Origin of the sequence: Thiocapsa imhoffii, assembly GCF_016583985.1 — a bacterium.
GTDB lineage: Bacteria > Pseudomonadota > Gammaproteobacteria > Chromatiales > Chromatiaceae > Thiocapsa > Thiocapsa imhoffii.
Window position 1 is genome coordinate 354,491 of record NZ_NRSD01000001.1, and the last position, 20,095, is coordinate 374,585.

Annotated in this window: 17 protein-coding genes and 1 other RNA gene; 17 read left to right on the plus strand and 1 reads right to left on the minus strand. The window is 63.4% G+C overall.

Annotated elements, in window-relative coordinates:
- Positions 1-3: 3 nt before the first annotated feature.
- On the minus strand, positions 4-1,818 hold the full coding sequence (locus tag CKO25_RS01550) for a penicillin-binding protein activator (protein WP_200386126.1): 1,815 nt from the start codon (positions 1,816-1,818) through the stop codon (positions 4-6).
- A 33-nt stretch (positions 1,819-1,851) separates the two neighbouring features.
- Here CKO25_RS01550 and rsmI point away from each other — a divergent pair, with 33 nt between their 5' ends.
- From rsmI to ftsZ, 17 genes are all read left to right on the plus strand, one after another.
- Complete coding sequence (rsmI, locus tag CKO25_RS01555; RefSeq protein ID WP_200386127.1) at positions 1,852-2,748, plus strand: 16S rRNA (cytidine(1402)-2'-O)-methyltransferase; 897 nt, start codon at positions 1,852-1,854, stop codon at positions 2,746-2,748.
- Positions 2,749-2,827: 79 nt separating this feature from the next.
- Positions 2,828-3,201, plus strand: an RNA gene (gene rnpB / locus CKO25_RS01560) — RNase P RNA component class A.
- Between the two features lie 443 nt (positions 3,202-3,644).
- Entirely contained in the window at positions 3,645-4,100 is a 456-nt protein-coding gene (gene mraZ / locus CKO25_RS01565) for a division/cell wall cluster transcriptional repressor MraZ (protein WP_200386128.1), read from the plus strand.
- Positions 4,097-5,047 (plus strand): 16S rRNA (cytosine(1402)-N(4))-methyltransferase RsmH, encoded by a 951-nt coding sequence (rsmH, locus tag CKO25_RS01570; protein ID WP_200386129.1) that lies wholly within the window; start codon positions 4,097-4,099, stop codon positions 5,045-5,047. The genes mraZ and rsmH overlap by 4 nt, the downstream gene beginning before the upstream one ends.
- Entirely contained in the window at positions 5,044-5,334 is a 291-nt protein-coding gene (gene ftsL / locus CKO25_RS01575) for a cell division protein FtsL (protein WP_200386130.1), read from the plus strand. The genes rsmH and ftsL overlap by 4 nt, the downstream gene beginning before the upstream one ends.
- A complete protein-coding gene (locus tag CKO25_RS01580) occupies positions 5,321-7,090 on the plus strand; it encodes a penicillin-binding transpeptidase domain-containing protein (protein ID WP_200386131.1) in 1,770 nt (589 codons plus the stop codon). The genes ftsL and CKO25_RS01580 overlap by 14 nt, the downstream gene beginning before the upstream one ends.
- Positions 7,090-8,448, plus strand: a complete 1,359-nt coding sequence (locus CKO25_RS01585) for a UDP-N-acetylmuramoyl-tripeptide--D-alanyl-D-alanine ligase (protein WP_200386334.1) — start codon at positions 7,090-7,092, stop codon at positions 8,446-8,448. The genes CKO25_RS01580 and CKO25_RS01585 overlap by 1 nt, the downstream gene beginning before the upstream one ends.
- Positions 8,448-9,530 carry a phospho-N-acetylmuramoyl-pentapeptide-transferase gene (gene mraY, locus CKO25_RS01590; RefSeq protein WP_200386132.1) on the plus strand — a complete coding sequence of 361 codons (1,083 nt, stop codon included), beginning with the start codon at positions 8,448-8,450 and terminating at the stop codon, positions 9,528-9,530. Before CKO25_RS01585 ends, mraY begins: the two co-directional genes overlap by 1 nt.
- 121 nt (positions 9,531-9,651) lie before the next feature.
- The gene (murD, locus tag CKO25_RS01595) at positions 9,652-11,013 is read left to right on the plus strand and encodes a UDP-N-acetylmuramoyl-L-alanine--D-glutamate ligase (protein ID WP_371829688.1); all 1,362 of its coding nucleotides are present in this window, start codon (positions 9,652-9,654) and stop codon (positions 11,011-11,013) included.
- Positions 11,010-12,221 (plus strand): putative lipid II flippase FtsW, encoded by a 1,212-nt coding sequence (ftsW, locus tag CKO25_RS01600; RefSeq protein ID WP_200386133.1) that lies wholly within the window; start codon positions 11,010-11,012, stop codon positions 12,219-12,221. The genes murD and ftsW overlap by 4 nt, the downstream gene beginning before the upstream one ends.
- On the plus strand, positions 12,206-13,294 hold the full coding sequence (gene murG, locus CKO25_RS01605; RefSeq protein ID WP_200386134.1) for an undecaprenyldiphospho-muramoylpentapeptide beta-N-acetylglucosaminyltransferase: 1,089 nt from the start codon (positions 12,206-12,208) through the stop codon (positions 13,292-13,294). Before ftsW ends, murG begins: the two co-directional genes overlap by 16 nt.
- Positions 13,291-14,736 carry a UDP-N-acetylmuramate--L-alanine ligase gene (murC, locus tag CKO25_RS01610; RefSeq protein WP_200386135.1) on the plus strand — a complete coding sequence of 482 codons (1,446 nt, stop codon included), beginning with the start codon at positions 13,291-13,293 and terminating at the stop codon, positions 14,734-14,736. Before murG ends, murC begins: the two co-directional genes overlap by 4 nt.
- Positions 14,737-14,744: 8 nt before the next feature.
- Entirely contained in the window at positions 14,745-15,638 is an 894-nt protein-coding gene (murB, locus tag CKO25_RS01615) for a UDP-N-acetylmuramate dehydrogenase (protein WP_200386136.1), read from the plus strand.
- A complete protein-coding gene (locus tag CKO25_RS01620; protein WP_200386137.1) occupies positions 15,635-16,570 on the plus strand; it encodes a D-alanine--D-alanine ligase in 936 nt (311 codons plus the stop codon). The genes murB and CKO25_RS01620 overlap by 4 nt, the downstream gene beginning before the upstream one ends.
- Positions 16,563-17,366, plus strand: a complete 804-nt coding sequence (locus CKO25_RS01625) for a cell division protein FtsQ/DivIB (protein ID WP_338115042.1) — start codon at positions 16,563-16,565, stop codon at positions 17,364-17,366. The genes CKO25_RS01620 and CKO25_RS01625 overlap by 8 nt, the downstream gene beginning before the upstream one ends.
- A 6-nt stretch (positions 17,367-17,372) precedes the next feature.
- Positions 17,373-18,608 carry a cell division protein FtsA gene (gene ftsA, locus CKO25_RS01630; RefSeq protein ID WP_200386138.1) on the plus strand — a complete coding sequence of 412 codons (1,236 nt, stop codon included), beginning with the start codon at positions 17,373-17,375 and terminating at the stop codon, positions 18,606-18,608.
- A 268-nt stretch (positions 18,609-18,876) separates the two neighbouring features.
- On the plus strand, positions 18,877-20,049 hold the full coding sequence (gene ftsZ / locus CKO25_RS01635; RefSeq protein WP_200386139.1) for a cell division protein FtsZ: 1,173 nt from the start codon (positions 18,877-18,879) through the stop codon (positions 20,047-20,049).
- The last annotated feature ends 46 nt before the right edge of the window (positions 20,050-20,095 follow it).

Here is a 20,095-nt window from a genome sequence, read left to right on the forward strand (position 1 = left end):
GTCTTAGTGCGCGGCCGCGCTGACGGCGCTCACACCGCTCGTACTGAAGCGCCCAAGGGCGAGTTGGCGTTGCACGCGGCCGAGGGCGTCGAGAGACAATCCGCCGGTCTGTCCCGGATAATAGGAGCCTGCGCTCTGGGCCAGCGCCGGGAGGCGCGGGGCGATGCGGTAGGCGTCGATCCCCATCGCGGAGAGGCGAGCGAGCGGATCCGCGACTGTGAAGGAGTCGCCATTCAAACGTCGCCGCGACAAGGTGTCTTCCGCGCTGTCATCAAGCATCCATGGGACATCCACGAAATAGAGCCCGGCTAACGCCTGATCCTGGCCGGCATCGAAGACGCCAGAGTAGACATGGGATGTGGAGATGACGGTGATCTGCGACGACGCGAGTCGAATCTGCGGAAAGAGCTTGTGAGCGAGTTCGTTGGTGGCGACGAGGAAGACGATCTCGGTGTTCGCCGTGTCCAGCAGTTCCGCGATGGCGTTGGGGTGGGTGCTGGCCGTCGGGTCGTAGCGGATCTGCGCCGTCACGGTGCCGCCGAGTCGCCGCCACTGATCGCGGAAGGCGTGTGCGAGCCGCTCCCCCCAAGGCCCCTCCGGGTAAAGGATGGCCGCGTGCTTGAGGTCCATCGCGGCGGCCTTGGTCGCCGCGTCGGCCGCCTCGTTCTCGGGTGAGAGCGCGAACTGGAACAGGTTCTTCGGGGGTTGTCGATCGGAGGTCGTCTGATTGAGCGCAAGCGTGGGCACGGCAAGTGCCGGGCCGTCCGCCAAGGCATCGACGGAGACCTTTTGGAGCGGCCCGATCACCTGGGTCGCCCCGCCACTGATGGCCTCGCTATAGAGGGCGCGAACGCGGGCTGCATCGCTGCTGTCGATGAATTCGAGGCGCGGTCGCTGGCCGGTGCGATCGGCGCGACTCGCCGCTTCGATCCCCTCCTTGATGGCATTCGCCGCGCCGGCGAAGCGCCCCGAACTCGGCAGCAACACCGCGACGCGGTCGCCTGCGGCGTAACCGCCGGAGAGCATCTCGACATAGGCCCGCGCCAGCCCCGGACGTGCGAGACGTGCCGCGGACTGCGCCCGGAAGCGCTGTTCGAATTCGACAGGATCCGCGCCCGCCGTGCGCGCGAGCTGGGCGAGTTCCGCCCAGCCTCTGATCGGACCACGCCCGGTGCGGGCGAGGTGCTCGAGTTCGTCCGCGCTCAGTGCGCTCAGGGTCGAGAGGAGCGAGACCTGATTGAGGAGTCGCGCGCTCTCATCACCAAGCAGGCGATCGAGCGCAATCAGGGAATCGGCCGCGGCGACGGGCTGCTGTGCCAAGCGCTGAGCGGCGGCCAGGGTCCCGAGCCGTTGGATCTTGAGGTCGGTTGGCAGGGCGCGCGGCTGCATGGCTTGCAGTCGCGCAATGGCGTCGTGGGGGCGACCGTCCAGCAAGGCGAGGTCGGCTTCGAGCAGAAGCATCTGCTCGCGCTGCCCGGGCGTGAGTCCGGTCCGCTCGATCTGTGCGATGGTCTGCTGAGCGGTCTGGGTGTTGCCCGTGCTCAGAGCGGTCCGCGCAGCCTGTAACCGCAACTGCTCGCGTGCCGGTGGCACCGCGTTCTCGGCAAGTTGCAGATAGGCCGCCACCGCGGCATCGGCCTGGCCTTGTGCCGCTAACCGCTCTGCACTCGCGAGGGCATCGCTTGGCACCGAGGCGAGCAGTTGTCCTGTATCGTGGGTTGGGACAACGGCGCAGCCGGCTAACATGGCCAGGATGCTGGCGATGGACCATGCGATCGAGCTGGACAGGCGACGGCGGTGGACGCGATTCTTAAGCATGATCCGTTCCGAGAGGCAGACATTGGAGGCAGGGTGGAACAGCGGCAGGGGATACTATACGTGGTCGCCACACCGATCGGCAATCTTGCCGACATCACTGAGCGTGCGCGTAAAGTGTTGAGCGAGGTCGATTTGATCGCGGCCGAGGATACCAGACAGACCCGGCGGCTCTTGACGCATTATGGCATCTCGACCAAGACGATCGCCTATCACGACCACAACGAGACGCGCTTAGCGCCCCGTTTGCTCGCGGCCCTGGATCAGGGGCACCAGATCGCGCTGGTTTCGGACGCGGGCACGCCGTTGATCAGTGACCCTGGTCTGACGCTGGTCGCCGCGGCACGTGAGCGGGGCTTGACCGTGATCCCGGTGCCAGGCCCGAGTGCCGTGATTTGTGCGCTGAGTGCCGCGGGGCTGCCGAGTGATCGGTTCTTGTTCGTGGGGTTTCCGCCGCGCCTGTCAGGTCAGCGCGAACGCTGGCTCGCGGAACTCGGCAGCGAACGAGGCACCTTGGTGCTTTATGAGAGTGGGCATCGCGTGGTCGAGACCCTGCAAGCGCTGGCGCGGGTCATGGGTGAAACACGCCGCGTCGTCATCGCTCGGGAGCTGACGAAGCGGTTCGAGACCTTTTTGTCGGGTCCAGCCTCGGTTCTCGCCACGCGGCTGGCGACCGATCCAGAGCAACGTCTCGGCGAGTTCGTGATCTTGGTGGAGGGATCCCGTGCGCAGGGGGAGGTGGATCGTGGCGAGCAGGAACGAGTCTTGAGGATCCTGTGCGACACCTTGCCTCTCGCGCAAGCGGTTGCCTTGGGCGCGCGGCTGACGGGAGCGAAGAAAAACGGCCTCTATCGACTGGCCTTGGAGTTGAACTTGGGTGTGGTGGATGGGGATGGGGATGGTGCGGGGCCGGATGGATCGCGGGCGCGGTAACGAGGGGCGGCCGACGGCTCGCGGGTCGACCGCCCCGCGCCTGCGCGTGGTCGCGCGCTTCGCGCTATACTGACGTCTGGGAGTTGGCCGGACAGTCGCGCTCACCCGCATGCGGGTGGGGGAGGAAAGTCCGGGCTCCACAGGGCAGGGTGCCAGGTAACGCCTGGGGGGCGCGAGTCCACGGAAAGTGCCACAGAAAAGATACCGCCTCACTCCCCTCGGGGCGCGAGGTAAGGGTGAAATGGTGCGGTAAGAGCGCACCGCGCTGACGGCAACGCCAGTGGCAGGGTAAACCCCACCCGGAGCAAGACCAAATAGAGGAACGCGCAGAGCTGGCTCTGCGGCGCGCGGCCCGCGCGTGTTCCCGGGTCGGTCGCTTGAGGTATCCGGCGACGGATATCCTAGATGAATGACTGTCCATGACAGAACCCGGCTTACAGGCCGACTCCCACCTCATTTCAATCATCCCGTCACGCCTCTCGTCCCGATTCGCAATGGTTCGAAACAACTCGGCCATCCCGGCTGATGCTCCCCCTCGCTCGCGAGGGGAGTCGGGCGGAGTTGGGATGGTTGTGATCGAACCGTTCCTCAAAGCTTTCCCGCAGCGCGGCGCCTGCGTGGTGCGGGCCCCCTGGCTAGCGCATCGCTCGCGCTGAGCCGGTTCCTCTGGGCAAGCATCACCTTTAATCGTTAGCCTTCTGAAAAACAATACATAAAGGCCCGTTGAGATTCGGTGTGTCGAGTCGGTCCTAAGTCGCTGACTGCGAAGAATTAACGCACGCACGGCCTTGACGCGCCCTCCCGACGCTCCTAAGATTGCCGGGAAGTGGGGGGATGTGGGGAAATGGGGCAAAACCTCGAAATGACATCTGACCGATTCACCATGGGGGGCGGCAGTGTTTCGGGGGGTCTTCATCGTTCATCTCGATGCCAAGGGGCGTCTCGCGGTACCGTCGAAATACCGCGAGCGTCTCCAATCGGCGTGCAACGCACAACTCGTGATCACGGTTGATCGCGATCGTTGTTTGTTGCTTTATCCCGAGCCCGAGTGGCAATTGATCGAAGCCAAACTCGTGGCTCTTCCGGCATTCGATCAGACCGCGCGCGCCATTCAGCGCCTCTACATCGGGAACGCTCAGGAGGTCGAGATGGACGCGCAAGGTCGCATCTTGCTTCCCCAATCCTTGCGCAAATTCGCTTCGCTTGATAAGCGCGTCGCCTTCGTTGGGCAAGGGACAAAGTTCGAACTATGGGACGAAGCTGCTTGGGATGCGCGCACGGAAGCCGCTCTTGACGACGCCCGTGTTGGCGAGTTGGCGTCAGCTGCCGGGCTGGACTCGTTGACGCTGTGAGTGCTGACGTTACCAACCTCCAATCACATCAGCCGGTTCTGCTTGAGGAGAGTGTGCAGGCCTTGGTGGCGGATCCGAATGGTGTCTATGTCGATGGCACCTTCGGGCGTGGGGGGCACAGTCGCGCAATCCTGTCACGGCTCAGCGCGCAAGGTCGTTTGATTGGCGTGGATCGCGATCCGGAAGCCGTCGCGGCGGGGCAGGTCCTGGCCGCGACGGATCCACGGTTCGCGATTCTGTCGGGTCGCTTCGGGTCGCTTGGCTCATTGCTCGGCGAGGCGGGATTCGGCGCGATGAAACTGTCGGGCCTGTTACTCGATCTGGGTGTCTCATCCCCACAGCTTGACACGCCCGAGCGTGGATTCAGTTTTCTCCACGAGGGTCCCCTAGACCTGCGCATGGATCCGAGGACCGGCCTGTCGGCTGCGCAGTGGCTGGCGCAGGTGACCGAGGCGGAGTTGATCAGGGTCTTGCGCGAGTTTGGTGAGGAGCGTTTCGCTAAGCGCATCGCGCGTCAGATCCTGGACGCTCGCGCGCAGCGCGAACTGCGCACGACGACACAATTGGCGGCATTGGTCGCGCGTGCCGTCCCGACCCGCGAGGCGGGCAAACATCCGGCGACACGCACATTTCAGGCCGTGCGGATGTGCGTCAATGACGAATTGTTGGAGATCCAAGACGGCCTGAGGCAGTCGAGCGACCTGCTCGCTCATGCCGGGCGTCTGGTCGTGATCAGCTTTCATTCACTTGAGGATCGTCTGGTGAAACGCTTCATGCGCGCCGAGGCACGAGGTCCACAGTTTCCAAAGGGCGTGCCCATCATGGCGTCGGATGCGGTCGGGCGGTTGCGTGTGCTGGGACGGCCGATCCGAGCGTCGGCGGCGGAGGTTGCCGCGAATCCCCGTGCCCGTAGCGCGATCATGCGCATCGCGGAGCGCTTGTCATGATGGCGGGGCGGGTGACATTGGCACTCGTCTTGTCCGTGGCAGTGACCCTGTCGGCCGTCGCGGTGGTGTATACCAAGTATCAAACACGCACGCACTTCAGCCATTTGCAGGACCTGCGCGCGCAACGGGATGGGCTGGATGTGGAATGGAATCGATTGCGATTGGAAGAGGCCGCCTTGTCTACGCATGTGCGGGTCGAGCGCAAGGCACGTGATCAGCTCGGCATGTTCAGTCCACGACTTGATGACATTCTACTGATTGAGGAGGTTGGCCGTGGAACCCCGTAAACGACGTCCGGTGCGCCCTGCCCCACGTCGCGCTCAGCCCGATCTGAGATTACGCCGCCGCATCCTCGTCGGGCTGCTGTCCGCTGCCTTCGTGGTGTTGTCGGGCGCGGTGTTCCACCGACAAGTCTTGGAAACCAGCCAGCTCCAGATGGAGGGTGAGCGTCGTCATCTTCGGCTCGCCGAGATCGCTGCCCGGCGTGGCATGATCACCGATCGGAACGGAGAGCCACTCGCGGTCAGTACGCCGGTCGAGACGGTGACCGCCGACCCCCGCAAGCTCATCCATCAGCCGGCTGTCATTCAGCCTCTGGCGGTGGCGCTCGCGCTTGATCCGAAGGGGCTCGAGCAGCGTATCGGTGAGACCGCGGGACGCGGATTCATCTATTTAAAGCGGCGTGTCAGCTTCGAGGAAGCTGCCGAGGTTCGACGCATCGTGGCTGACTATTCGGTCGAGGGGGTGAATTTCGAGACGGAGTACCGGCGCTTCTACCCAGGAGTCGAGGTCTTCGGTCACGTTCTCGGGTTCACCAACATCGACGATCGTGGTCAGGAAGGACTCGAACTGGCCTATGACAGTTGGCTGAAATCAGAGCCGGGCTTGCGACGGGTGATCCGGGATGGCCGTCAGCAAATGATCCAAGAGGTCGAGCAGGTTAGTTCGCCACGACAGGGAGCTGATCTCGTGCTCAGTCTCGATCGGCGTTTGCAGTTCCTCGCCTATCGGGAGCTGAAGGCCGCGGTCTCCGAGCACAAGGCCGTTGGTGGCACCCTGGTGGTCTTGGATGTCCAGACCGGCGAGATTCTCGCGATGGTCAATCAACCGGGCTACAACCCCAACGCCCAACGCGACGGTGGGATCGAGCGGCGCCGCAATCGTGCGGTGACCGATACCATGGAGCCCGGATCGACAATCAAGCCTTTCGTGGTCGCCGCGGCCATGGAGCGGGGTCTGATCGGCCCCACGACACCGATCGCGACGCGCGGCGGCACGATGCGGGTGGGATCGAATACGGTTCGTGATGTGCGCAACTACGGCAACCTCACCGTCACCGGCGTGATCACCAAGTCGAGCAACGTCGGCGTGGTGCGGATTGCTCAGATGATGGGCTACGACGCCCTCTGGGAACTCTACGATCAACTCGGCTTCGGTCAGCGAACCGCGATGCACATTCCCGGGGAAAGTCGTGGGGTCCTGCGTCATCACTCCACCTGGCGCGTCATCGAGCATGCCACCCACGCCTTTGGCTATGGTCTGTCGGTGACGGCCTTGCAACTGGCCCAGGCTTACAGCGTGTTGGCGGCCGATGGGATCAAACGCCCCGTGACCCTGTTGCGCCAGGATCCGGCAGCGGCGCGCGCTGGCGCAGCCGAGACGCGGGTGTTAAGCGAGGCAACGGCAAAGCGTGTCCGTGCCATGATGGAGACGGTCGTCTCACCGGACGGGACCGCCGAACGCGCCATGATCCCGGGCTATCGCGTCGCTGGGAAGACCGGCACGGCGAAGAAATCGTCGGGGCGTAGCGGCTATGGTGGCGGTCGTTATCAGGCTGTTTTTGCGGGATTCGCCCCGGCTGGGGAGCCCCGACTCGTGATGGTGGTGATGATCGACGAGCCGAGAGGAAAGGCTTACTACGGAGGGCAAGTGGCGGCACCGGTCTTTCAGAAGGTCATGGAAGGGGCGCTGCGTCTGTTCAATCTGCCGCCGGATGATCCTCAGCCCTCCATGCTCCTAGCACACCGAGAGGACAAACCATGATGTGGTCACTGCGCGCGGCAATCGCTCAGGCGGGTGGTCGCCTGGTTGGCGCGGACCGTGAGTTCGCATCAGTGGGCACGGACAGTCGTGTGGATTGTCGTGGACAACTCTTCGTGGCCCTGCGCGGCGCGCACTTCGATGGCCATGATCACGTCGCTGCCGCACAGGATGCGGGTGCCGTGGCGGCGATGGTCGATCATCCGCTCGCACTGGACATTCCTCAGTGGATCGTCGAGGACACGCGCCTTGGCCTCGGTCGTCTCGCTAGCGCTTGGCGTGACCGCTTCCCCGGTCGGGTGATCGGGATCACCGGGAGCAATGGCAAGACCACGGTCAAGGAGATGGTCGCGGGGATCCTGGAGCACGCGGGGCGCGTGCGCGCCACGCAGGGCAATCTCAATAACGACATCGGGATGCCGCTCACCCTCCTGCGGGCTCGGAACGAGGATTTTCTGGTGCTGGAAATGGGGGCCAATCACCATGGTGAAATCGGCTACTTAACGGATATCGCGCGCCCGGATGTCGCCCTCATCACCAATGCGGGCCGTGCTCACCTAGAGGGATTCGGCAGTGTCGACGGGGTAGCGCACGCGAAGGGTGAGATCGCCCGTGGCCTGAAATCAGAGGGAGTCTTTATCTTCCCTGGCGACGCGCCCTATGTCGGACTTTGGCAACGTCTAGCCGCCGGCCGCCCCACCTTAACGTTCGCGCTGTCGGACCGGGCAGACCTGCGTGCCGATCCTGCCGGAATCAGCGTCGATTGGACTGAGGAGGGCTTCCGGACCCATGTGGTCGCGCATCAGGGTGGCGAGGAGATCGCGCTGACCTTGCGATTGGCGGGCGAGCACAATGTCCGCAATGCGTTGGCCGCCACCGCGGTGGCGCGTGCGCTTGGGGTGATGCCGGATGCGATCCGTGCCGGTCTGGCCGCACGCCCTCCGGTCAAGGGACGACTCAATCCGCTGCGGTGTGGCTCGGTCCGGGTCATCGACGATAGCTATAACGCGAATCCGGATTCGCTCGCCGCGGCGATCGCGGTGCTGGCCGGCTTGACAGGGCGGCGGTGGTTGGTTCTCGGTGATCTCGGAGAACTCGGGGCGAATGCCGAGGAACTCCATCGCGAAATCGGTCGCACCGCCCGTGCCGCCGGCATCGAGCGTCTCGTCAGTGTCGGCTCGCTCAGCGCGGCGGCAAGTCACGCCTTCGGCTCGGGAGGCCGACATTTCGAGACGCAGGACGCATTGCGGCAGGCGCTGACGCGCGAATTGACCGCGGATGACTGCGTGTTGGTGAAGGGATCACGGGCCGCCCGGATGGATCAGATCGTTGATGCGCTCTGCGCCGGGGAGGTCAGCTAGTGTTGTTGTATCTGGTTGAATGGCTCTCGCAGTATCAAAGCGGTTTCAACGTCTTCCGCTATTTGACCCTGCGCGCAATCCTCGGTGTGCTCACGGCGCTCGCAATCGCGTTATGGGTTGGACGTCCGATGATTCGGCGGCTGCGGGCCTTCAAGATCGGGCAGACCGTCCGTGACGATGGTCCTCAGAGCCATCTGGTGAAATCCGGGACCCCGACCATGGGTGGCGCCTTGATCCTGGTGGCGGTTGGGATCAGCACTCTGTTGTGGGCCGACCTCGAGAACCGCTATGTTTGGATCGTCCTGCTGACGACGCTGGCCTTTGGCGCGATCGGTCTGGTTGACGATTATAAGAAGCTGGTGATGCGCGACCCCCGCGGACTGGCTGCGCGGTGGAAATATCTGTGGCAAACGGTCGCCGGTTTTGCCGCCGCGATCGCGCTCTATGTCACGGCAGGATCGCCGGCCGAGACCGAACTCCTGATCCCCTATCTTAAGGATGTCTCGATCCAACTCGGTCCCTGGTTCATTCTCTTCACCTATTTCGTGATCGTGGGGTCGAGCAATGCGGTGAATCTCACGGATGGTCTCGATGGCCTTGCGGTGATGCCCACGGTCTTGGTGGCCGGCGCGCTGGCCATCTTCGTGTATGCCGCCGGGCACGTGCAGATCGCCAATTATCTCCTGATTCCGCACCTTCCAGAGGTTGGCGAGGTGGTGATTTTCTGTGGCGCCCTGGTTGGTGCCGGTCTCGGTTTTCTCTGGTTCAACGCCTACCCGGCTCAGGTGTTCATGGGGGATGTTGGTGCCCTGGCGCTCGGTGCCGCACTCGGGGTGGTCGCCGTAGCGGCCCGCCAGGAACTGGTCCTCTTCGTGATGGGCGGGGTGTTCGTGGTCGAAACCGTCTCTGTGATGATGCAGGTGATGTCGTTCAAGCTCACCGGGCGTCGGATTTTCCGCATGGCGCCGATTCATCATCACTTCGAACTCAAAGGCTGGCCCGAACCACGGGTCATCGTGCGCTTCTGGATCGTCACCGTGGTGCTGGTCCTGGTCGGCTTGGCGAGTTTGAAGATCCGCTAGGGAGTCCCGCATACCTTCACGCCACACAACATCAAACAACGTTCAATGGGCTTTGATTCGACGGGGGGAGAATGAAAGCGAGTCAGCACACGATTCCGTGGCCTGATGCCTGGCCAACGCAATGTCGGCAATGTATCGGGTTGCAGCAGCCGTGAAGACCTTGGTGGTGGGGCTGGGTGCGACTGGATTGTCGGTGGTGCGTTACTTGCGCGCCCAAGGGGTGGTGACGGCTGTAACGGATTCGCGGAGCAATCCTCCGGGATTGGCGCGTTTGCGCGAGGAGTTGCCCGAGGTTGCTGTCTTCGTCGGCGGCTTCGATCCCGAGGTCTTCGGCGCGGCTGATCGCCTCGTTATCAGTCCGGGTGTGCCGCTCGCACAACCTCTGATTCAAGACGCCATCGCGCGCGGCGCTGAGGTGCTAGGTGACATCGCGCTGTTCGCGGGTGTGGCCACGGCCCCGATCTGCGCGATCACGGGCTCGAATGGCAAGAGCACGGTGACGACGCTGGTTGGCGAGATGGCGGCCGCGAGTGGTCGCCGGGTCGCCGTGGGCGGCAATCTCGGAGAGCCCGCGCTCGCTCTATTGGATGACGGGATCGAGCTCTACGTCCTGGAACTCTCCAGCTTTCAACTTGAAACGACCGACAACCTGAACGCGCGGGTGGCGGCCGTGCTCAATCTGTCGGCTGATCATATGGACCGCTACGCGAACTTGGCGGCCTACGCCGCTGCGAAGCAGCGGATCTTTCAAGGGGCGCGCATCGCGGTGGTCAATCGTGATGATCCCTGGGTCATGGGCATGCCCCGTGCGGTCGAGCGCGACATTGGATTCACCCTGAGCGTCCCCGAGGGGGATGATTTCGGTCTCCGCCATCATGCCGGCGAGCTGTGGATTTGCGCGGGACGGCAACCCCTGATGCCCGCCGCCGCGGTGCGGATCGCTGGCCGACACAACCTGGCCAATGCGCTCGCGGCCTTGGCGCTGGCGCACGCCTGTGAGATGCCGATCGAGCCGGCCTGTGAGGTGCTGAGACGATTCAACGGCCTGCCGCACCGCAGCGTGCTCGTAACGGAGCGTGATGGGGTCCGGTGGTACGACGATTCCAAGGGCACCAATCCCGGGGCCACCATTGCGGCGCTGACGGGACTGGTTCCCTCTGAAGGCGGCGGCCGTGTCGTCCTGATCGCGGGCGGTGATGGCAAAGGCGCCGATTTCGAGCCGCTGGTCCCCGCGGTGGCGGAGACGGCGCGCGCGGTCGTATTGATTGGCCGTGATGCCGCACGGCTCGCGGCAGTCTTGACCGGGGTGGTCAATGTGGTCCAGGCCACGGGCCTGCCGGACGCGGTGGAGCAGGCCGCCCGGCTGGCGCGTCCGGGTGATGTGGTGTTGTTGTCGCCGGCCTGTGCGAGCTTCGACATGTTCGATGACTACGCGCATCGTGGTCGGGTGTTCGCTGAATGTATCGGGAGACTTGAGGCATGACGGCTGCCGCGCGACCGATTCGCAGTGGTCTCGGCCGTGGCGGGTTACGCCGCCGCGAGCGCGTGATGGCTTTCGACCTGCCGTTGCTGGTCTGCGCGGTTGGTCTGATCGCGTTTGGCTTCATCATGGTGGCCTCGGCCTCCATGGCAACGGCCGCGAATTGCTGTGATGATCCCTTCTACTACGTTAATCGTCATGCCATTGCGCTCTCGCTCGCCGTACTGGTTGGCCTGGTTGCCTACAGTGTTCCGGTGGACTGGTGGGAGCGGGGCGGCGTCTGGCTCTTCTTGAGTGGCGTGCTGGCGCTGCTGCTGGTGCTGATCCCCGGGTTGGGGCGCGAGGTCAATGGTGCCACCCGCTGGATTCCGCTGGGTCCCTTGACCTTCCAGCCGTCGGAGTTCGTGAAGCTGTTCGCGGTCATCTACGTTGCCGGCTATCTCGTCCGACATGCCGATGACGTCGTCAATCGCATCTCTGGCTTCATCCGACCGATGATCCTGATCGGGATCGCCGGTGCCCTGATCTTGCAACAGCCTGATTTCGGGACGACCGCGGTCATGCTCGCGACCGTCATGGGGTTGCTATTTCTAGGCGGCGTCAGTCTGATGCCGTTCGTGTTGTTGTTCGTCGTCGTGGGGATGGGACTCCTCACTTTGGTGATGACCTCGCCCTATCGGTTGCAGCGAATCACCTCCTTTCTCGATCCCTTCGAGGATCCCTTCGGCTCCGGTTATCAATTGGCCCAGGCCCTGATCGCCTTCGGGCGCGGCGAATGGTTCGGTGTGGGTTTGGGCAATGGCATTCAGAAGCAGTTCTTTCTGCCCGAGGCTCATACCGATTTCCTGGCCTCGGTGATCGGCGAGGAATTCGGGCTGATCGGCATGCTGATCTTGATCTCAGCCTTTGCCTGGATCACTTGGCGGGCCTTTTCGATTGGCGCGCGAGCCGATGCCGTGGGGCAGCGTTTTGCTGCCTATGCCGCGCAAGGGATTGGTCTGGGGCTGGGACTGCAGGCCTTCGTCAACATTGGGGTGAACGTTGGATTGTTGCCAACCAAGGGCTTGACGTTGCCTTTTTTGAGCTACGGCAGCAATAGTCTGATCGCGGCCTGCATGGCGCTGGCCATCTTATTGAAAATCGATGTCACGGTCCGACGGCTCGAGGCCGAGCGAGGACCGAAACGGGGGTTATCGTGGGTGCGCGTCTAGCCGTGATGGCCGGAGGGACCGGCGGACACGTTTTCCCGGCGCTGGCCGTCGCCGAGCGTCTGCGCGAGCAGGGTATGGAAGTTTTTTGGCTGGGTACGAGTCGTGGGATGGAATCACGACTGGTGCCAGCACATGGCTTCGACCTCGAGTGCATCCGCATCTCCGGGTTGCGTGGCCAGGGGATCGCACCCGTGTTGGGCGCGCCCTTCAAGGTGGGTGCGGCCATGATCGCGGCATCGCGGATCCTACGACGCCGCGCCGCCTCTGTCGTGCTCGGCATGGGTGGTTTCGTGGCGGGACCCGGTGGGGTGGCGGCACGGCTGCAGGGTGTGCCATTGGTGATCCACGAACAGAACTTCGTTCCTGGCATGACGAACCAGTGGCTCGCGCGGATCGCGACACGCGTCTTCGAGGCGTTTCCGGGCAGCTTTCCGGCTGCCCGCGGGGCCGAAGCCAGCGGGAATCCAGTGCGCCAGACGATCCTCGCGCTCCCACCACCGAAAGCGCGTTGGGAGCGACGGCGCGCGGCGGATGGAGCACCCCATCTATTGGTGCTGGGCGGGTCACTCGGCGCGCAGGTTTTGAATGAGCAAATCCCCCAGGCGCTAGCCGCGCTGGCGGTGGAGCAGCGGCCCCGGGTCCGTCATCAGGCTGGTGAGCGGACCCTGGCGATCGCCCAGTCAGCCTATCGCGAGGCTGGCGTCGCGGCGGACGTAACCCCCTTCATTGACGACATGGCCGAGGCCTATGCTTGGGCCGACCTCGTCGTCTGTCGAGCGGGGGCCTTGACGGTTTCGGAGCTGGCTGCCGCGGGCATCGCCTCGGTGTTGGTTCCTTATCCGCATGCCGTCGATGATCACCAGGTCGGCAATGCCCGGTACTTGGCTGACATTGGAGCTGCTGAGTTGATCGTGCAGGCTGATCTCGACACAGCGGATCTGAGTCGACGACTCGCCGCGCTGTGCGCGGACCCTGACCGGCTCCTGCGCATGGGCGAAGCGGCTCGCACCCGCGCGCGCGTGGACGCCGTGGAGCGGATTGCGGCGGCCTGTTGGGAGCTCGCACTACGATGAATGCGCATCGTCAGCACAGTGCTGCACGGATGGGTCGGGTCCGCCGACTTTATTTCGTTGGCATCGGCGGGGCCGGTATGAGCGGGATCGCGGAGTTGATGGCGAACCTCGGTTACGAGGTCGCTGGGTCTGATCTGCGCGCGGGCGACGTGACCCGTCGCCTGCAGGGGCTGGGGGTGGAGATCTGCATCGGGCACCGCGCCGAACAGGTCAGTGATGCCGATGCCGTGATCGTCTCGAGCGCAATCGATGAGAGCAATCCGGAGATCCAGGAGGCCCGTGCGCGGCGCATCCCGATCGTGCGCCGTGCCGAGATGCTGGCCGAGCTCATGCGCTTCTATTATGGCGTCGCGGTCGCCGGCACCCATGGCAAGACCACCACCACCAGCTTGGTCGCGAGCATCCTCGCCGAGGGTGGACTCGATCCCACGTTCGTGATTGGTGGGCGCCTGAATAGTGCGGGCGCCAACGCGAAACTCGGGACCACGAAATATCTCGTCGCCGAGGCCGACGAGAGCGACGCTTCGTTTCTCTATCTGCAACCGATGATCTCGATCGTCACCAATATTGATGCCGATCACATGCGAACGTACGAGAATGATTTCAATCGGTTGCGAAATACGTTCATGGAGTTTCTACATCATCTGCCGTTCTACGGACTGGCTGTGCTCTGTCTCGATGATGACGAGATTCGTGCACTCCTGCCCGAGATTCCACGCCCAGTGCGCACCTATGGGACCAGCGCCGACGCCGATCTGCGCGCGCTCGACGTGCGTTACGATGGCATGCGCACGACATTCCAGGTGGTGGGTTTGGGGCTTGATGCGCCCCTTGCGGTCGAGCTGAATCTCCCGGGGTTGCATAATGTGCTGAATGCCTTGGCAGCGATCAGCGTGGCACTCGAATTGGGCGTTGAAGAGGATGCCATCGTGCGTGCGCTGCGCGGGTTCGAGGGGGTTGGTCGGCGTTTCATGATGACGCCGGTGACCGATGGTCTCGGCCGGGAGCTGCTGCTGATCGATGACTATGGGCATCATCCCCGCGAACTCGCTGCGACGCTGACCGCCGCCCGCAATGGTTGGCCGGGCCGGCGCCTGGTCCTGGTGTTCCAACCCCATCGTTACTCCCGCACGCAGGAGCAATTCGAGGACTTCGTGGCGGTGCTCTCCACGGCAGACGTTCTCGTTCTCTGCGAGGTCTATCCCGCTGGGGAGACCCCGATCCCAGGCGCGGATGGACGGGCGCTCAGCCGGGCGATCCGCATCCGCGGCGACCTTGATCCGGTGTTCGCGCAGAGCCTGGAACTGGTCCCAGGACTGTTGGCGAATTTGGTTCTGGATGACGATCTGGTCTTGGTCATGGGGGCGGGTGATATTGGTTCGCTGGCCGCGAGTTTGCCCAGCCGACTCGCCGCAATGAATGCGGTGGGAGTTGGGCCATGAGGGGCGTGATGGCTAGGCCCGAGGGGCTGCGGGGTGACCTGCGGTGGGACGAGCCGCTGGCACGGCACACCACCTGGCGTGTGGGTGGGCCCGCGCGGTGCCTGTATCGTCCGGCGGATGCGGACGATCTGGCACTGTTCCTCGCGCAACTCGATCCACATGAACCCGTATTGTGGCTGGGGCTTGGCAGCAATCTGCTCGTGGCCGACACCGGCTTTGCCGGAACGGTGATCCAGACGCAGACTGGTTTGACCCGTCTTGAACGGCGTGACGAACAGGGTCTGTTGGTCGAGTGCGGTGTGTCTTGTGCGAAGTTCGCGCGGTTCGCGGCGCGCTGTAACCTGATCGGGTGTGAGTTCCTCGCGGGGATCCCCGGGACCATGGGTGGCGCCCTTGCGATGAATGCTGGAGCTTGGGGAGGGGAAACCTGGCCGTTCGTGGTGGCCGTCCAAACGATCGATCGGCGGGGCCAGAGGCACCAGCGCCTGCCAGATGAGTACAGGGTTGGCTATCGGGAGGTGGTCGGTCCACCGCGGGAGTGGTTTTTGGCTGCCGAGTTGCGCCTGCCGACCGGCGATGGTGCGGCGGCGATGGCGCGGATCCGGGCCTTGCTCGATCGCCGTGCCGCGACCCAGCCGACCGGACAGCCGAGCTGTGGTTCTGTGTTTCGCAATCCGCAGGGCGATCATGCCGCGCGTCTCATCGATCAGGCGGGGTTGAAAGGATATCGAGTTGGTGATGCTCAGGTATCTGAAAAACATGCAAATTTTATCATCAATACGGGTCGGGCACGGGCCGCGGATATCCTTGAGCTGATGACCTACGTGCAGACTCGGGTCGAGGAAGTGACGGGGGTGCGCCTCGTCCCCGAGGTCAAACAGATCACTGGGGATCATTCATGACAGGTGTATCGGTGCGGACGCCGGCGCAGTTCGGCAAAGTTGCGGTGCTGCTCGGAGGGCGAGCGGCCGAGCGTGAGATCTCGCTCAAGAGTGGGGCGGCCGTGCTCACTGCCTTGTGTCGTCAGGGCATCGATGCCCATGCACTGGATGTTGATGAGCAGATTTTAAGCCGGCTGCAGGCGGGGGGCTTTGATCGCGCTTTCATCGCGCTCCACGGGCGCGGTGGCGAGGACGGTCGCATCCAGGGGGCTCTGGAGACCATCGCCATGCCCTATACCGGCTCAGGGGTTATGGGGTCGGCGCTCGGGATGGATAAATACCGCTGCAAGTTGCTCTGGACGGGGTATGGTCTGCCGACACCTGAGTCGGTCTTACTCCGGGGGGGCGAGGATCTCGACGCTGCCGCGGCCTTGGGGTTCCCATTGATGGTGAAACCCGTTCATGAGGGCTCGAGTCTCGGGATGGCGCGCGTCGCGGATGCGAGCGCGTTGCGCGCGGCCTGGGAGTCGGCACGAGCCTACGATGCCCTGGTCTTGGCGGAACGTTGGATCGACGGTGCCGAATACACCTGCGCGATTCTCGGAACCACGGCCTTGCCCGTGATCCGGCTCGAAACGCCGCATGTCTTCTATGATTTCGAGGCGAAATATCAGGCCGACAGTACGCGCTATCTTTGTCCCTGTGGTCTGCCACCGACGGCAGAGGCTCGGCTGCGCGAGTTGGCGCTCGCTGCCTTCCACGTCACGGGGGCCGAGGGTTGGGGGCGTGTCGACCTCATGGTCGATCACGCTGGGATCCCTTTTTTACTTGAGATCAACACGGTGCCGGGCATGACCGATCATAGTCTGGTCCCGATGGCCGCGCGGGCCGCTGGGCTCGACTTCGAGACCTTGGTCTGGCGTATCCTGGAGACGAGCTTCGATCGTGACTGAGTCGACACGGGGCGCGTCACCGGCGGTGCGTGCGCCCGACATCGCCTTGCAGCGCCGCAGTCGGTGGTTGAACGCGCTTGGGCTGGTGTTGCTCCTGGCCATGGCGGGGAGTCTCTGGCAACTGGCGCACTGGGAGCCACGGCTGCTCCCAGTGCGCGTCATCGAGATCGATGGTGAGTTGCACGACCACTCCTCGCGCCTCTTGCAGCAGACGATCAGCGCACGTCTCGTCGGCGGTCTCCTGAGTGCGGATCTACGGGATCTGAAGGTCGCCGCGGAGGATCTCGCGTGGGTCCGAGCCGCGTCGGTCCAGCGTATTTGGCCGGATCGCCTGCGCGTCTTCGTCGAGGAGCATCGCCCGCTGGCACGTTGGAATAGTGATGGCCTGGTGACGCTCGATGGGATCGTGTTTCGACCGGGAACCGGGACGGTTCCGGCGGGTTTGCCGCTGCTGGAAGGGGACGACCAGCGGGCGCTCGAGGTGGTGCAACGCTATCTGCAATGGCGCGATGACCTCATGCTGATCGGGCATTTGATCCAGACCCTCTCGGTCGATCCGCGGGGGGCCTGGCGGGTCGATCTGGTCACGGGGATTGAGCTGCATCTGGGGACTGATGAAATCGAACAACGACTTGCGCGCTTCATTGCCAGCGCAACGCAATTGGAGGCGGCTGGACAGCCGCTGGTGGTGGACCTGCGGTACAGCAATGGGTTCGCCGTGAAATGGGCAGCTGGCGCGGACCAAGGGGTGCGTGCGGTATCGGATCGCTCGGTGCGATCCGAAAAAAGAGGATAAGACCGGATGTCGAGACGTTACGACAAAAATCTATTAGTGGGCCTGGATATCGGGACCTCGAAGGTTGCCGCCTTGGTCGGCGAACTCAAGGATGATAATCAGATCGAGATCATTGGGATCGGCACCCATCCTTCGCGTGGTTTGAAGAAAGGAGTGGTGGTCGATATCGAATCGACCGTGCAATCGATCCAACGCGCCGTCGAGGAGGCGGAGTTGATGGCCGGCTGCGAAATCCACTCCGTGCATGCCGGCATCGCGGGCAGCCATGTGCGCAGTCTCAACTCGCATGGGATTACGGCGATCAAGGAAGTCGAAGTGACCCAATCCGATGTCGACCGGGTGATCGACGCCGCGCGCGCGGTGGCCATTCCAGCGGATCAGAAGATCCTGCACATCCTGCCTCAAGAGTTCATCATTGATGACCAGGAAGGCATCCGCGAGCCCATTGGCATGTGTGGCGTTCGCCTCGAGGCGCGCGTGCACATGGTCACCGGAGCGGTGAGCGCCGCGCAAAACATCATCAAGTGTATTCGCCGTTGCGGACTGGAAGTCGATGATCTGGTCCTCGCTCAGTTGAGTTCGAGTTATTCGGTGCTGGGCGAGGATGAGAAGGAACTCGGCGTCTGTGTCGTCGATATCGGTGGGGGAACCACGGATCTTGCGGTCTTTACCGATGGGGCCATCCGACACACGGCGGTGATTCCGATCGCGGGGGATCAAGTGACCAATGATATTGCGGTTGCGCTGCGTACGCCGACGCAGCATGCCGAGCAGATTAAGGTGAGGCACGCTTGCGCGTTGGCGCAACTCGCCACGAGCAGCGAGTCCATCGAGGTCCCGAGCATTGGCGATCGGCCGCCGCGGCGGCTGTCGCGCCAAACCCTGGCCGAGGTCGTGGAGCCTCGCTACGAGGAGTTGCTCACCCTCTTGCACAATGAATTGCGCCGCAGTGGTTTCGAGGACCTCGTCGCGGGCGGCGTGGTCTTGACCGGTGGCAGTTCCAAGATGGACGGCCTGATCGAATTGGCCGAAGAGGTCTTCCACATGCCGGTCCGCCTAGGAACGCCACAGTACGTCGTTGGGATGGCCGAGGTCGTCAACAATCCGATCTATTCGACTGGTGTGGGGCTGCTGATGTACGCGCGTCAACACCGCTATTCACGTCATCCGGAGTTGGCTGACGCGAGTGGCTTGCGGGGCGCTTGGGCGCGGATACGCAGTTGGTTCCATGGGAATTTCTAGCCGCCCGAGGCGCCGGGTCTACCGGGCGGTGCGGGACGCTGTCTAGGCGTCGTCGGGCTGCCCTGAGGCCGGTTGGATGCGGGCCGCGTTGGTAATGTAAGGGTGTGGTGAAGGCTGAGTGGGCGTGACGACTTGGAAGTGCCGCGACCGGTTCCGTATTCGGTTGGGGTGCGTGACGCGTCACCGCCGTGTCGGGGGGGCTTGCAGCCTGCTGCAAGCGCGAGGTTACGAAACGTCATGCAACAGAGTGTCATGAGGAAAAGCAATCATGTTTGAACTAATGGATACCCATAGTCAGAACGCTGTCATCAAGGTCGTCGGGGTTGGCGGCGGTGGCGGCAACGCGGTCAACCACATGGTGGCCGCGACCATCGAAGGCGTCGACTTCATCTGCGCCAACACCGACGCGCAGGCGCTGAAGAGTTCCCAGGTCAAGACCATCCTGCAACTGGGGGCAGGCATCACCAAGGGGCTAGGAGCCGGGGCCGATCCCGAGGTCGGACGGAACGCAGCCATGGAGGATCGCGACCGCATTCAAGACGCCCTCGAGGGGGCTGACATGGTCTTTATCACGGCTGGCATGGGCGGTGGGACCGGCACTGGTGCCGCTCCGGTGGTGGCACAGGTGGCGAAAGATCTCGGTATTCTGACGGTTGCCGTGGTCACCAAGCCGTTTCCGTTCGAGGGCACCAAACGTCGGCGCATCGCCGAGGAAGGGATCGCTGAGTTGGCGAAGAATGTCGACTCCTTGATCACCATCCCCAATGAAAAGCTGTTGGCGGTCTTGGGTAAGGAGATGAGTCTCCTAGGCGCCTTCAGCGCGGCGAATGATGTCCTGTTGCATGCCACTCAAGGTATCGCCGAACTCATCACGCGCCCGGGATTAATCAACGTCGACTTTGCCGATGTCAAGACCGTCATGTCCGAAATGGGTGTGGCCATGATGGGAACGGGCGCCGCGCGTGGCGAGTTGCGTGCACGCGAGGCCGCCGAGGCGGCGATTCGCAGTCCCCTGCTCGAGGACATCGATCTTGCCGGCGCCAAGGGGATCCTCGTCAACATCACGGCAGGCCTGACCCTGACGATTGGTGAGTTCGATGAAGTCGGGAACACGGTTCGTGATTTCGCCGATGACGACGCCACGGTGGTCGTAGGCACGGTCATCGATCCCACGCTCGACGATGAATTGCGCGTGACCGTCGTGGCGACCGGTCTCGGTGAACGACGCGTCATGCTGAAACGCCAGGGCGCTCAGGAAGCGACCGCGATGCACTTGGTCAGTAATGGCGGCAATGAGGGAGCACCCAATTATCACAATTTGGGTAAACCTGCCATCTATCGACGCGGTGGGGCCGCGGCAGTGAGCGAGCCAGCAGGAGGCAATGAGAAGGAACTGGATTACCTCGATATCCCGTCTTTCTTGCGCCGCCAAGCGGACTGATCAGGGCCAGCATCAGGGGATTCCCTGATCTGATCTTCCTTTTATA